The organism is Rhodococcus sp. P1Y, assembly GCF_003641205.1.
In the GTDB taxonomy this organism is placed as follows: domain Bacteria; phylum Actinomycetota; class Actinomycetes; order Mycobacteriales; family Mycobacteriaceae; genus Rhodococcoides.
Map to the genome: position 1 here is coordinate 5,101,299 of NZ_CP032762.1, position 12,764 is coordinate 5,114,062.

A 12,764-nucleotide genomic window follows, 5' to 3' on the forward strand; every position below is an offset into this window, starting at 1 on the left:
CCACCATGAAGGCAATCGCATACTCCCGCAACGGTGACTCCTCGGTACTGAACCTCGTGGAACGCGAGGTCCCCGAGCCCGGACCGGGCGAGGTCCGCGTCAAGGTCGTGGTCTCGGGCGTGAACCCGACGGATTGGAAGAACCGAACCGGCGCCACTGGCGAGCTGGCTTTCGACGAGGTGGTCCCCAACCAGGACGGCGCCGGCATCATCGACGCGGCAGGTCCGGGTGTCGAAGGCCTCGCCGTCGGCGACCGAGTCTGGCTCTACCTCTCCCAGCACCAGCGGCCCACCGGCACCGCACAGGAGTACACGGTGGTGCCCGCCACCCGGGTCGTCCGACTTCCCGAGAACGTCAGCTTCGACGTCGGCGCCTCCCTCGGTGTACCCGCAATGACAGCTCACCGCGCACTGACCGTGTCCGAGGACGGACCGACACATTTGGCTCCTTCGTCGTTGGAAGGCAAGACGGTCCTCGTGGCCGGTGGCGCTGGAGCCGTCGGACATGCGGCGATACAGCTGGCTCGGTGGGCAGGGGCGACCGTGATCACCACCGTCAGCGGCCCCGAGAAAGCCGCACTTGCGACGGCCGCCGGTGCGCATCACGTCGTGAACTACAAGACCGGTGACGCCGTGGCCGAGATTCGCGCAGTCGCGCCGAACGGCGTCGACCTCGTCGTCGAGGTGGCTCCAGCGCAGAACGCCGAACTGAATGCGGCAGTGACCTCGACCCGCGCGTCGATTGCCGTGTACGCCAACAACGGCGGCGACACGATCACCCTCGATGTCCGGCCGAACATGGTCCTGAACACGCGATACCAGTTCATCCTGCTCTACACCGTCGGCGAGGCGGCATTGAAAGCAGCCGAGCAGGACGTGTCCAACGCAGCTGCGGCTGGAGTATTGAATGTCGGCGAGGACGCCGGGCTGCCGCTGCAGCGATTCCCGTTGGCAGATTCCGCTGCTGCCCACGACGCCGTCGAGAACGGGTTCGTCGGAAAGGTTCTGATCGACATCTGAGCTGCGTGCGGCTCCGCCGCCCGTGCGTGCGTAGTTACCGCCGAGTGTCATTACGCACGCACGGGCGGCGGAGCCGCACTTTGCTGCTTTGGCAAACAATCTTGCGCGATACTGCGCCACCCGGCATTCTGGAAGCATGCACACACACGACGAGCCAGTATTCGACCAACCGTTCTGGGACAACCTGTACACCGAGCAGGACCAGCGCTGGAGCGGCAATGCGAATCCCGTTCTCGTGGCCGAGGTATCGAAGCTCACTCCGGGGACAGCCCTCGACATCGGCAGCGGCGAAGGCGGCGACGCCCGGTGGCTGGCCGACAACGGCTGGAGAACTACAGGAGCCGACATCTCCGAGGTCGCGATCGAGCGTGCACGCGCACATCAAGGTGGCCGCGATATCGAATGGCTTCACCGTGACCTCCTGGAGTGGGAACCGGAGAACACTTACGACCTGGTGACTGCGCACTTCTTTCAGCTTCCGCCGCACCAGACGGGACCGGCCTTCACGCGGTTCGGAGCCGCCGTCGCCACCGGCGGACATCTGCTCATCGTCGGTCACAGCCCACACGACCACCTCGCATCGCAGCACAAACACGCTCAACTGCTCTTCGACGTCGACGCGATCACGTCGCTGTTCGACGGCGATGACTGGACAGTCGTGGTGGCCGAGGATCGGGCCCGCGAATCCGCGGACCCGGACGGCACTCCGGCCGAGCGCAAGGACACCGTCGTGCTGCTTCGACGCCGCTAGAACCTAAGCTGGGCCGAATGCCGCTGAAGTATTACGTTCCGCTCGCGATCTCGGGTTTCGCGGCCCTGATCATCCTGTTCACCCCGGCGTCGGGAGTGCCGAGCGGATTCGAGCACAGCGACAAGATCATTCACTTCTCCCTCTTCGCTGCGCTGGCGTACAGCTCACGATTTGCCGCGATCGGCGTCATGAAGACCCTGACCTGGACGGTGGGTTTCGCGATCCTGTCCGAAGTCCTGCAGGCAGTGTTGCCGCTGGGCCGCAGTGGCTCCGCACTCGATGCCTTGTTCGACGTGTTCGGGGTCATTGCGGGCCTGCTGGTCGCCGTGCGCTTCGTCCCTGCCCGGTCAGCTATACACTGAGCACAATGCTCCGGGGGTCCTCGGCTCGCACAGCCGCCTCCGGAAGGGTCACCATCACCTCGACGTCCGCCCCGCACGATATCTACCTCGTACCTCCCGAGCAGGATTCCGACGACCCCGTTCTGGGCGCGTCCGCCGGCTCGACGGCGCGTCTGACGGACCGCACCGACGTCATTCCGTTCGGGGGACGATTCGCCCTTCGGATCACTTCTACAACGCCGCACCAGGCGATGGTCGAGGACCTGCTGTTCGTTCGGGACGCGCTCGACAAAGCACACATCGCCTATCTCCTGGTACGCGGCAATGACGAACGGCCGGTCATTGCGCTCGACGAAAACTCACGCGAATCGACCAAAGCTGCACTGATAGCCGCGTGCGTCTCCGAGCCGTTCTATTGCAAGACGGTCGACGTCAAGCGCGGCAAAGCGGTTCTGCTTGCCGACGGCCTGCCCGCCGACACGTCGGAGGCCCGCATCTTCCGCCTGTATCGTCCGCGCGCCGAGCCGAAGAGCGGACTGAACTACGGCGCGTCCACGGCAGTGCAGCTGGAGTTCTGGGCGTTCTCCCCATCGGAAATTTACCTACCGGTGGAGAATTCGCTCACCCGACGCACAATCAAGCCCGACGAGGCAGTCCGCGGAACCGTCGAACGATTCGGCAAGACCTGGCCGACGATCGAGAACATGTTCGCCGACCACGCGTCGGATATCAATTTCGACGTCGACATCGTGTTCTCCTGGGTCGACGGTTCGTCGGCAGAATTTCAGGCACAACGTGCTCGGCGTATGCAGAACTACGTCGTCGGAGAGGGTGACGCATCGGCCGCGCGTTTCCGGCAGATCGACGAACTGAAGTACGCGCTGCGCTCGATCCACATGTATGCGCCGTGGATTCGCCGGATTTTCGTCGCCACCGATTCCGACCGTCCCGCGTGGCTCGCCGATGACCCGCGTGTCACCTTCGTGCCGAGCGAAACCTTCTTCGTCGACACATCGGTTCTGCCGACACACAATTCACAGGCCGTCGAAGCTCAACTGCACCACATCCCCGGCTTGTCGGAGCACTTCCTCTACTCGAACGACGACATGTTCTTCGGTAGGCCGGTCGGTCCGCAGATGTTCTTCTCCCCCGGCGGGATCAGCATGTTCATCGAGGCGACGACCCGAATCGGATTGGGTTACAACGACGCCGACCGCAGCGGTTTCGAGAACGCGGCTCGGGTGAACCGTCGCCTGTTGCAGGATCGATTCGGTCTCATGACCACTCGCCACCTCGAACACGCGGCAACACCGCTGCGCAAGAGTGTGCTGCAGGAGATGGAGAACGAATTTCCCGACGAGTTCGCCTCCACCGCGGCAAGCGTTTTCCGCGCGAGCACCAACATCTCGGTGACGAACTCGCTGTACCACTACTACGCCCTGATGAGCGGCCGAGCCGTCGTACAGCGCGACGCGAAAGTCACCTACATCGACACCACCGCGCACGCCGGGTTGCACCTGATGGAGAGCATGCTCCCGAAACGGGCCGTCGATTTCTTCTGCCTCAACGACGGCAGTTTCCCCGAGGTCGATCTCGAGGTTCGCACCCGCCGCGTCACCGAGTTCCTCGACCGGTACTTCCCGATCGTGGCGCCCTGGGAAAGTTAGTGGCCGGCCTCGCTCACCGCGTACTCCGTGCACTGAACACACCGCGTGAGCAGGTCGTGTCTGCAGGAGATCACGTGCAGTAAGAACTGTTCCGAACTGTCCAGGTGGGCTCGTTGAGTGCGAATGGCCTGTATTCGGCGCTCGATCACGGCTGTCCTGCCGGGTTCGCTTCTGTGCAGGATCGACCGAATATCCGGCAGACTGATCCCCACCCGCCGGCATGCCAGGACGATGCGGAGGCGCGTGAGGTTCTCCTCGCTGTACTCTCGCTGCCCCGTCGAAGTCCGCTGGGGACTCACGACACCCATGTCGTCCCAGTGCCGCAAGACATGCACTTCCGTTCCGAGCACATTCGATACCTCGCCGATCTTCATACGCTCAGTATTCTTGACCTCAGGTCGACCTGAGGTTTTACCGTATCGGCATGTCCGAACACCTGAGTTCGCTACCCTCGCCGGTCTACGTCTCGATAGACGGCGCCGACATCGCGACCTACACCATCGAACCGCGGACGACGCCCGTTGCCGACGTCGTCTTCTGCCACGGCACTCCGTGGTCCGCCGAAGTGTGGGCAACAGCAGCACGGCATCTGGGCATGTCCCACAGAGTGTTCCTGTGGGACATGCCGGGATACGGACGCTCCACGAAGAACGAGTCCGTGCCGGTCGATCTCCTCGCCCAGATCGCCCGCTGCACCCGACTGATCGAGCATTGGGGGCTGCAACGGCCCCATGTCATCGCTCACGACATCGGTGCGGCAGTCGCCCTCGGCTCCCATCTGCTCGACAACGACGAGTACACGAGTCTGTACCTCTGGGACCCGGTGATCGTCGAACCGTGGGGATCTCCGTTCTTTCAACTCGTCGCCTGCCACACCGAGGTGTTCGCGAAATTGCCGACACCCCTGCACACCGCGCTGGTCGAAACCTACATAGCCGGGGCAGCTCACAACCGACTGACCGGCGCACAGGTCGAGATATTGAGCGCACCCTGGATCGGGGACGAGGAGCAGAGCGCCTTCTATCGTCAGATCGCGTCGCTGCATCCGGAACACACACGTCCGATCGAGGAACGACTGGGCACGGTGCGATGCCGGGTCAGAATCGGCTGGGGCGAGGAGGATCCTTGGATCCCGGCGTCACGAGCGACCGTCGTACAGGATCTTCTACCCGGACACGCCGAAATTGTGACGGTGGCAGGAGTGGGCCACCTTGCGCCCATCGAAGCGCCTGGCGTAGTCCACCGAGAACTGGAGGAATGGTTGGTCGAGACGTCAGAGGCTGACGCGTGAGTGCCGGGTGCTGTCGGCGATTCTGACGCCCGCACGCTCGAGGCGACGCGCGACCTCATCAGCGTGCACGTACTCCCCGACCGTGTCGTAGGAGCCGATAGGCACCACCGAGTGCACGACGGTGTCGTCGTAGACGTGGACCAGATTGAACGCCTGGGCTCCGTCCCTGCCCCGGATCGCGCCCGGTTCGACGTTGAGGTCCTGCGTGTAGCAGGTGGCGGACGCAACGGACACCGGGATTCCGGCGAATGTCGCGGTGGTCGAATAGTGCAGGTGACCGGCGATGATCGAACGGACATCGGTGCCGCGGACTACGTCGGCCAGGGCTTTCTGATCGAGCAGTTCGACGAGAACAGCAAGATCGAGCACAGTCGGAACCGGCGGATGATGCATTGCCAGTATCGTTCCGAACTCAGCTGGAGTGGCGAGAACTCCTGCAAGCCAGTCCAATTGGTCGCGCAGCAACTCGCCGTGATGCTTGCCGGGCACCGTCGAGTCCAGGGTGATCACTCGGAGTCCGTCGAGATCGTGAACGCGGTCGACCGTGCCGGTGCTCGGCTGCTGATCCAGAAGGCGACTGCGAAAATTCGCTCGATCGTCGTGGTTGCCCATTGCCCAGATGATGCGCGCGTCGAGGGCTTCGGCGACAGGCTCGACCAGAGCGCGGAGCCTGTCGTACGCACCTGCTTCGCCGCGATCGGTGAGATCCCCGGTGAACACGAGAGCATCCGGACGAACTCCCGACGCTTGGACATCCCCGAGCAGCCTCTGCAGAGTCGCCGTACTGTCCACGCCGCCGTAGAGATTTCCCCCCTCGACGAGGTGGGTGTCACTCAAATGCAGCAGGCAGTGATTGGGGCGTGGGTGCTCTGCCGTCCGAGCCTTCATCGGTAACTCGCTTCCGATCGGCTTTCACGTGGGCACGCAGATTGCGTGGTCCCTCTTATCCCACCCTAGCCAAGCTGCCTGAGAGTAATGCCTCGGGCACGCCACACCAACACGAAGCAAATTCCTGACGCACGCGACGGTGGCTTAGATTGGGATCACTCCCACCGAGAGGAACGCATGAAGTTCACACGATCGAAAGCAGCGGCAGCAGCAGCCGCGGTTGCCGCAAGCCTTACGTTCGGAGCAGGAACAGCATCCGCCCAGGATCTCCCGACGGTCGTGCTGGTGCACGGCGCGTTCGCCGACACCTCCAGCTGGGACGGAGTCGCCGCAGGCCTCCGCGCACGCGGCTACACCGTCGTCACCCCGGAAAATCCGCTTCGCGGACCCGGCTACGATTCGGCGGCAGTCGAGAAGGTCGTCGAGGACATCGACGGCCCCGTCGTGCTCGTAGGGCATTCGTACGGCGGAACCGTCATCACGAATGTCCACGCCGACAATGTCGAATCGCTCGTGTACGTCGCGGCGTTCGTACCGACGGCAGGCGAGCCCGCAGCGCTTGCACTCGACCCGATCCGCTTCGGACTGACGTCGTTGCTGCCGCCAGTTCTCGGACTGGGGATCGTCGACGATTCCACGAACATCCTCGGAAAGAACGTCGACGGCTACATCGCACCTGCGCTGTTCAAGCAGTACTTCGCACCGGACGTCAGCGACGAGCAGGCTGCGAAGATGATCGCGAGTCAGAAGTCGATCGCCGCCACTGCGCTGATCGAGCCGAGCGAGCCGCCGTCGTGGGCGGGCACCCCGAGCTACGCGCTGATCCCGCAGCAGGATCAGATCATCCCGCCTGCGTCGGAGAAGTTCATGGCCGAGCGCGCCGGTGCGCAGATCACCGAGGTACCGGGCTCACACGCTGTTCTCGTCTCGAACCCGGGTGCCGTGGTAGACCTCGTCGTGAAGGCCTCCTAGAGGCATCACCCAGGCGCCCCAGTGGTGCGGTTAGGTGCTCCGGAGGGGCCCTGACCGCACCACTGGGCGCAGGTCTACTTGGAGAGAATCCGCAGATGCTCTTCGACGCCACCGAGCGTGTGCTCGATGGCAACCAGGCGGGAAACATAGTGCCCGACAGGATATTCAGCAGTGACGCCGATGCCGCCGTGCAGCTGTATCGCTTCCTGACCGATCTTGCGCGACGACCGGGAAATCTGCAGCTTCGCACGTGACGCGACTTTCTGATCGACGACGTCGTCGGCCAGATTCATCGTCGAATACAAGGCCATGCTCCGTGCCAGTTCGAGCAGAACGTACATGTCCGCGGCACGGAAGGTCAGTGCCTGAAACTTCGCCAGCGGAACGCCGAACTGCTTGCGCTGCTTCAGGTAATCCGTCGTCAGCCGCAGCGCCTCCTCCATAGCACCAACTGCCTCGGCCGACAACGCTGCCTGAGCCCTGACCTCAGCGGAAGTGATGGCTGCCGACGCATCCACACCGTCGCCCAGCGGTTCGGCCGCCACGTCGGTAAGCGAGATCTGCGCGGCGCGCCCTCCGTCGTGCGTCTGGTAGGCCTTGCGCTCGAGACCGGTCGCGTCGCCGTCGACCAGGAAGAGTCCGACGCCGCCGCCGGGAAGAGCAGCACTGACGACGAGAATGTCCGCACTTCCGCCGTGCGGAACAGGGTTCTTGACGCCGCTGAGTGCCCACGACCCACCGTCCTCGGTGGCTGCGACCTTCACATCGATATCCGGCCATCGGCTTCCGGTCTCGTTGTGCGCGAACGCGAGCAACGTCGATCCTTCGGCGACACCGGGCAGAATCCTCTTACGCTGATCGGCAGATCCGACCTCGGAGATCAACCCGCCGGGAATCAGGACGGCGTCGAGAATCGGTTCCGGAGCGAGGCGTCGTCCGACCTCGGTCAAGACCGCCATGATCTCGACGGGACCGGCACCGAGGCCGCCGTCGTCCTCGGAGAAACTCAGGCCGAGAAGACCGACCTCGGCCAACTGCTTCCAGACGTCGGCCGACCAGCCAGGCTCCTCGGCGACGATCTTGTTCCGCTTCTCGGTGTCGTACGCGCGGGAGAGCACTTCACGCGTGGTGTCGCGGAGAAGTTTCTGTTCCTCGTTCAGTTCGAAATCCATTGCTCTGCCCTCACAATCCGAGAATCGTCGACGCGATGATCTGACGCTGCACTTCGTTCGAACCGCCGTAGATCGAGACCTTGCGGTAGTTGAGGTACGTCGGTACCGAGCGCTGCGCCCAGCCTGGGCTCTCGATGCTCTCGCCTGCCTCGTAGGGCAAAGAGTCGGGTCCGGCCACGTCCATCAGCAACTCGGTCGCGGACTGCTGCAGCTCCGAACCACGCAGTTTCAGGATCGACGACGCCGGATTCGGCTTGCCGTCCGCCGAGCTCGACACCAGCCGAAGCTGCGTCAACTCCAGTGCCAGAACCTCGTTTTCGAGTTCGGCGAACTTCGCAGCGAACAGCGGATCCTCGAGCAGCGTGCCGCCTCCGACCTTTGTTGCGGCCGCATATTCTTTCGCTCGTTCGAGCCGCACTTTGGTGTGCCCTACACGCGCAACGCCGGTACGCTCGTTTCCCAGCAGGAACTTGGCGTAACTCCAGCCCTGATTCTCCTCGCCCACAAGGTTTTCGGCTGGCACCCGAACGTTGTCGAAGAACACCTCGTTGACCTCGACGCTGCCGTCGATCAGCTTGATCGGGCGCACCGTGATTCCCGGCGTGTCCAGATCGATCAGCAGGAACGAGATACCTGCCTGCTTCTTCGGCGCATCGGGGTTGGTCCGCACCAGCGCGAAGATCCAGTCTGCGTACTGCCCCAGCGTGGTCCAGGTCTTCTGTCCGTTGACGATGTAGTCGTCGCCGTCACGCAGAGCTGTGGTGCGCAGCGACGCGAGGTCGGACCCTGCTTCCGGCTCCGAGAACCCCTGACACCACCAGATGTCGAGGTTGGCCGTCTTCGGGAGGAACTTCTCCTTCTGCTCCTGAGCGCCGAACGTGGCGATGACCGGCCCGACCATCGACGCGTTGAATGCCAGAGGCTCCGGCACCGACGCCAACTGCATCTCGTCGAGCCAGATGTGCCGCTGAACCGGAGTCCAGTCCTTGCCACCGAACTCGACGGGCCAGTTCGGGACGGCAAGGCCGTTGGCGTTGAGAATTTGCATAGTCGTGACCATGTCTTCACGGCTCAGTTCGATTCCCACCCTGTTCTTCTCGCGGATCTCCGCGGGAATCTCGGTGGTGAAGAACGTCCGCAATTCGTCACGAAATGCAGCTTCCTCCTCTGTCAAAGCAAGATTCATGAAAAGGTCCCTCCGGTATCGACCAACTTGTTCTTACCGCTGTGTCCTACTCGACGGTACTCCCTGGTTAACTGCGATAATCTTCTCCCCACTATGACTTTTCTGGCACTGGTTCGGCACGGAGAAACCGACTGGAATCTTCATGGCCGCTTGCAGGGCAGCTCGGACATTCCGCTCAACGCGACCGGCCGGGCGCAGGCTCGCGAGGCCGTCTACCAACTGGAGGGGCGACCCTGGGATCTGTTGGTCTCGTCGCCGCTCTCACGGGCCGCCGAAACAGCAGACATCATCGGTGAGCAGCTCGGTATTTCGCGCAGCGCCACCTACCCCGATCTCGCCGAGCGCCATTTCGGGGCGGCAGAGGGATTCACCGATTACGACGCCTACTCTCACTGGCCACACGGCCGTTATCCCGGACTCGAACCACGTCGGGACATGATCGTCCGAGGAGTGCGAGCCATCGATCGGATTGCGGCCTCACATCCTGATTCCTCGATCATCGTCGTCGCGCACGGCGGCATAATCCGCGGGATCTTCGACGCCATCCGCGGCGTGCCGTCGCCCAGGATTCTCAACGCGGGAGTATCGACGCTCGCACACGACGGGACCGAATGGACCGTCGAAACCATCAACGGTGTCCCGACGAGAAGGATGTGGTGACATGCAGATCGAACGCCGTTTGGAGGAACTCGGCTTCACCCTTCCGTCGGAAGCGCAGCCACCGGAAGGTTTCGAGTTCTCCTTCGAATGGGTTCGCGTACGCGGAAACCGGGTGTACGTCTCGGGCCATTCCCCGCAGTTGCCGGACGGCTCGCTCGCCGGCCCGTTCGGCGCAGTGCCGTCGGAAATCTCGCTCGATGCTGCCACGGATGCAGCGCGCGACACTGCTCTGGCCGTGCTCGGCAGTGTCAGCAGAGCCATCGGCGACCTCGACCGGATCAGCGCCTGGCTCACCGTGACGGGTTCGGTCAACGCCGATCACGGCTTCACCCAGACGACCACCGCGATCAACGGATTCTCCGACCTGATCCTGCAGGTGTTCGGACCCGAGATCGGCGCGCATGCTCGCACGGCACTCGGCGCCGCGGCCCTGCCGATGAACAACTCCGTTGTTGTCTCAGCGGAGATCGAGATCGACGGGTAGGTTTCGTCGATACGATTTTTCGTGTCCCTCATGGAAGGTCACCTCGAAGTGCACCGTAAAGCGCTCGCTCTGCTTGCTGCGATGTTCGCACTGTTGGCCATCGCCGGTTGTGGGTCCTCGTCCGGGCCGCTCGTCGACCAGATCAAGGACGACGGCGTCCTGGTCGTGGGCACCGAGGGGACGTACAGCCCCTTCAGCTTCCAGGGTGGGGACGGCCAGCTCACCGGATACGACATCGACATCGTCAATGCCGTTGCCGGTGAACTCGGTGTGAGCGTCGAGTTCGTTCAGACGCCGTTCGATTCCATCTTCGCGGGGCTGGAGTCGGAGCGGTTCGACCTGATCGCGAACCAGGTGACGATCAATCCGGCACGCCAGAGTGCGTACGACCTGTCCAAGCCGTACACCGTCTCCGAAGGAGAGATACTCACCGCGGCCGACGACAACTCCATCTCGTCCGTCGCCGATCTTGCCGGAAAGACCACTGCACAATCGTCGACGAGCAACTGGGCCGAAGTCGCGGCCGACGCCGGCGCGAACGTCGAGGCCGTCGAAGGCTTCGTCCAGGCGGTCACCCTCGTCAAGGACGGCCGCGTCGACGCCACCGTCAACGACAGCCTCGCCATCGCCGAATACCTGAAGGAGACCGGCGACACCGGCGTGAAAATCGCAGCGCAAACGGGAGACACGAGCTACCAGGCGTTCGCGGCCCGCAAGGACAGCGGACTGATGGACGAGATCGACGACGCCATCGACACACTCCAGGCCGACGGCACTCTCGCGCAGATCTCCGAGAAGTACTTCGGCTCGGCCGTCGCCGCACCCACAGCGGACACCGTCGCCCCCACCTCGGATGGGGAAGCAGCACAGGGGCAGTCGAAGCTCGACCTGATCCTCGACAACCTGTGGCCGATGTTGAAGGCCACCATCACGATGACGATCCCGCTGACAGCGATCAGCTTCGTCATCGGACTGGTCATCGCACTCGGGGTTGCGCTCGCCCGAATTTCGTCGAAGCGATGGCTGTCCGGGATAGCCCGCTTCTATGTGTCGATCATCCGCGGCACTCCACTGCTGCTCCAGTTGTTCATCGTCTTCTACGCACTCCCCCAGTTCGGGGTGGTGATCGATCCGTTCCCGGCCGCGGTCGTCGCCTTCTCGTTGAACGTCGGAGGCTACGCGGCAGAGGTCATCCGTGCCGCGATCCTGAGCGTGCCCAAGGGACAGTGGGAGGCGTCGCAGACCATCGGCATGGGGTATCGAACGACGTTGCAGCGCATCATCCTTCCGCAGGCGTTGCGCACAGCGGTCCCGCCGTTGTCGAACACGTTGATCTCTCTCGTCAAGGACACGTCGCTGGCGTCGACCATCCTGGTCACCGAGCTCCTGCGCGTCGCGCAGCTCGCAGCGGCGCCGACCTTCGACTTCTTCGCTCTCTACAGCGTCGCGGCCCTCTACTACTGGGTCATCTGCATGATTCTCTCGTTCTTCCAAGGCAAACTCGAAGTCCGACTCGACAGGTATGTGGCGAAATGACCGACCTCCTCGAAGTGAAGTCCCTGAAGAAATCCTTCGGCCCCATCGAGGTCCTGAAGGATGTGTCGTTCTCGGTTCCGTCTGGGACGGTCACCGTCATCATCGGCCCGTCGGGGTCCGGTAAGACGACGGTACTGCGCGCGCTCAACGCGCTGGATCCCGCAGACGCCGGAGTGATCAGGATCGGCGAAGTCACCGTCGACTTCTCGTCGAAGGTCACGCCGGCGCAGCTTCGAGCTTTCCGCGCTCAGAGCGGCATGGTGTTTCAGCAGCACAACCTCTTCCCGCACAAGACAGTGCTGCAGAACGTCATCGAAGGACCGGTGATCGTCCAGAAGCGCTCGAAGGACGACGCCACCGAAGAGGCCCACCGACTGCTCGACGAGGTCGGCCTCGACGTCAAGGCGGACCAGTATCCGTTCCAACTGTCCGGCGGTCAGCAGCAGCGCGTCGGGATCGCCCGGGCGCTGGCACTGCACCCGAAGCTGATGTTGTTCGACGAGCCGACCTCGGCGTTGGACCCCGAACTGGTCGGCGAGGTTCTCGCCGTCATCAAAGGCCTTGCCGCTGAGGGCTGGACGATGGTGATCGTGACCCACGAAATACGGTTCGCAGAGCAGGTGGCCGACGAGGTCCTGTTCATCGAGGGCGGCGTCGTCGTCGAGCGCGGCGCACCTGCCGAGGTGCTCAAGAACCCGTCCGAGCCGCGGACCCGTCAGTTTTTGCAGCGGATTCTCGCCTAGGCGCCAGTGGCGTGGTTAGGTGCCCTCCGAGGCACTCAACCATGCCACTGCGCG

14 protein-coding genes are annotated in these 12,764 nt (G+C 63.4%); 10 read left to right on the forward strand and 4 right to left on the reverse strand.

Translation table 11 applies throughout. The features are described from left to right. Positions 1-5: 5 nt before the first annotated feature. The 4 genes from D8W71_RS23470 (at position 6) to D8W71_RS23485 (ending at position 3,778) form a co-directional block, all read left to right on the forward strand. A complete protein-coding gene (locus tag D8W71_RS23470) occupies positions 6-1,019 on the forward strand; it encodes an NADPH:quinone reductase (RefSeq protein ID WP_121117045.1) in 1,014 nt (337 codons plus the stop codon). A gap of 136 nt (positions 1,020-1,155) precedes the next feature. Next, positions 1,156-1,770 (forward strand): class I SAM-dependent methyltransferase, encoded by a 615-nt coding sequence (locus D8W71_RS23475; protein ID WP_121117047.1) that lies wholly within the window; start codon positions 1,156-1,158, stop codon positions 1,768-1,770. Positions 1,771-1,787: 17 nt separating this feature from the next. Then, on the forward strand, positions 1,788-2,132 hold the full coding sequence (locus D8W71_RS23480; protein ID WP_121117049.1) for a VanZ family protein: 345 nt from the start codon (positions 1,788-1,790) through the stop codon (positions 2,130-2,132). A 152-nt stretch (positions 2,133-2,284) separates the two neighbouring features. After that, entirely contained in the window at positions 2,285-3,778 is a 1,494-nt protein-coding gene (locus D8W71_RS23485) for a stealth family protein (RefSeq protein ID WP_442972064.1), read from the forward strand. Here D8W71_RS23485 and D8W71_RS23490 read toward each other — a convergent pair. After that, entirely contained in the window at positions 3,775-4,152 is a 378-nt protein-coding gene (locus D8W71_RS23490; RefSeq protein WP_121117051.1) for a MerR family transcriptional regulator, read from the reverse strand. The genes D8W71_RS23485 and D8W71_RS23490 overlap by 4 nt on opposite strands. A gap of 50 nt (positions 4,153-4,202) precedes the next feature. Here D8W71_RS23490 and D8W71_RS23495 point away from each other — a divergent pair, with 50 nt between their 5' ends. Beyond that, positions 4,203-5,069, forward strand: coding sequence for an alpha/beta fold hydrolase (locus tag D8W71_RS23495; RefSeq protein ID WP_121117053.1), 867 nt, complete (start codon positions 4,203-4,205; stop codon positions 5,067-5,069). On the opposite strand, the gene D8W71_RS23500 is transcribed toward D8W71_RS23495, so the two are convergent. Further along, on the reverse strand, positions 5,052-5,957 hold the full coding sequence (locus tag D8W71_RS23500) for a phosphodiesterase (RefSeq protein WP_121117055.1): 906 nt from the start codon (positions 5,955-5,957) through the stop codon (positions 5,052-5,054). The two genes, D8W71_RS23495 and D8W71_RS23500, sit on opposite strands and share 18 nt — an antisense overlap. 177 nt (positions 5,958-6,134) lie before the next feature. On the opposite strand from D8W71_RS23500, the gene D8W71_RS23505 reads away from it, so the two are divergent. Continuing rightward, entirely contained in the window at positions 6,135-6,929 is a 795-nt protein-coding gene (locus tag D8W71_RS23505; protein ID WP_121117057.1) for an alpha/beta fold hydrolase, read from the forward strand. Positions 6,930-7,003: 74 nt separating this feature from the next. Here the strand turns inward: D8W71_RS23505 and D8W71_RS23510 are convergent, their stop codons facing one another. Then, positions 7,004-8,101, reverse strand: a complete 1,098-nt coding sequence (locus D8W71_RS23510) for an acyl-CoA dehydrogenase family protein (protein ID WP_121117059.1) — start codon at positions 8,099-8,101, stop codon at positions 7,004-7,006. 10 nt (positions 8,102-8,111) lie between these two features. Continuing rightward, a complete protein-coding gene (locus D8W71_RS23515) occupies positions 8,112-9,287 on the reverse strand; it encodes an acyl-CoA dehydrogenase family protein (protein WP_121117061.1) in 1,176 nt (391 codons plus the stop codon). A 93-nt stretch (positions 9,288-9,380) separates the two neighbouring features. Between D8W71_RS23515 and D8W71_RS23520 the strand changes: the two genes are divergently transcribed. Genes D8W71_RS23520 through D8W71_RS23535 form a run of 4 tightly spaced genes read left to right on the forward strand, consistent with a single transcriptional unit; the run spans position 9,381 to position 12,710 of the window. After that, on the forward strand, positions 9,381-9,947 hold the full coding sequence (locus D8W71_RS23520; RefSeq protein WP_121117063.1) for a histidine phosphatase family protein: 567 nt from the start codon (positions 9,381-9,383) through the stop codon (positions 9,945-9,947). A 1-nt stretch (position 9,948) separates the two neighbouring features. After that, positions 9,949-10,431: a RidA family protein gene (locus D8W71_RS23525; protein ID WP_121117065.1), complete on the forward strand. Its 483-nt coding sequence runs from the start codon at positions 9,949-9,951 to the stop codon at positions 10,429-10,431. 30 nt (positions 10,432-10,461) lie between these two features. Further along, positions 10,462-11,967, forward strand: a complete 1,506-nt coding sequence (locus tag D8W71_RS23530) for an ABC transporter permease subunit (RefSeq protein WP_121117068.1) — start codon at positions 10,462-10,464, stop codon at positions 11,965-11,967. After that, entirely contained in the window at positions 11,964-12,710 is a 747-nt protein-coding gene (locus tag D8W71_RS23535; RefSeq protein ID WP_121117070.1) for an amino acid ABC transporter ATP-binding protein, read from the forward strand. Before D8W71_RS23530 ends, D8W71_RS23535 begins: the two co-directional genes overlap by 4 nt. The last annotated feature ends 54 nt before the right edge of the window (positions 12,711-12,764 follow it).

Coding starts and splice junctions, on each gene's coding strand:
- D8W71_RS23470 (WP_121117045.1), top strand. CDS start 6: ATGAAGGCAATCGCATACTCCCGCAACGGTGACTCCTCGGTACTGAAC.
- D8W71_RS23475 (WP_121117047.1), top strand. CDS start 1,156: ATGCACACACACGACGAGCCAGTATTCGACCAACCGTTCTGGGACAAC.
- D8W71_RS23480 (WP_121117049.1), top strand. CDS start 1,788: ATGCCGCTGAAGTATTACGTTCCGCTCGCGATCTCGGGTTTCGCGGCC.
- D8W71_RS23490 (WP_121117051.1), bottom strand. CDS start 4,152: ATGAAGATCGGCGAGGTATCGAATGTGCTCGGAACGGAAGTGCATGTC.
- D8W71_RS23495 (WP_121117053.1), top strand. CDS start 4,203: ATGTCCGAACACCTGAGTTCGCTACCCTCGCCGGTCTACGTCTCGATA.
- D8W71_RS23500 (WP_121117055.1), bottom strand. CDS start 5,957: ATGAAGGCTCGGACGGCAGAGCACCCACGCCCCAATCACTGCCTGCTG.
- D8W71_RS23505 (WP_121117057.1), top strand. CDS start 6,135: ATGAAGTTCACACGATCGAAAGCAGCGGCAGCAGCAGCCGCGGTTGCC.
- D8W71_RS23510 (WP_121117059.1), bottom strand. CDS start 8,101: ATGGATTTCGAACTGAACGAGGAACAGAAACTTCTCCGCGACACCACG.
- D8W71_RS23515 (WP_121117061.1), bottom strand. CDS start 9,287: ATGAATCTTGCTTTGACAGAGGAGGAAGCTGCATTTCGTGACGAATTG.
- D8W71_RS23520 (WP_121117063.1), top strand. CDS start 9,381: ATGACTTTTCTGGCACTGGTTCGGCACGGAGAAACCGACTGGAATCTT.
- D8W71_RS23525 (WP_121117065.1), top strand. CDS start 9,949: ATGCAGATCGAACGCCGTTTGGAGGAACTCGGCTTCACCCTTCCGTCG.
- D8W71_RS23530 (WP_121117068.1), top strand. CDS start 10,462: ATGGAAGGTCACCTCGAAGTGCACCGTAAAGCGCTCGCTCTGCTTGCT.
- D8W71_RS23535 (WP_121117070.1), top strand. CDS start 11,964: ATGACCGACCTCCTCGAAGTGAAGTCCCTGAAGAAATCCTTCGGCCCC.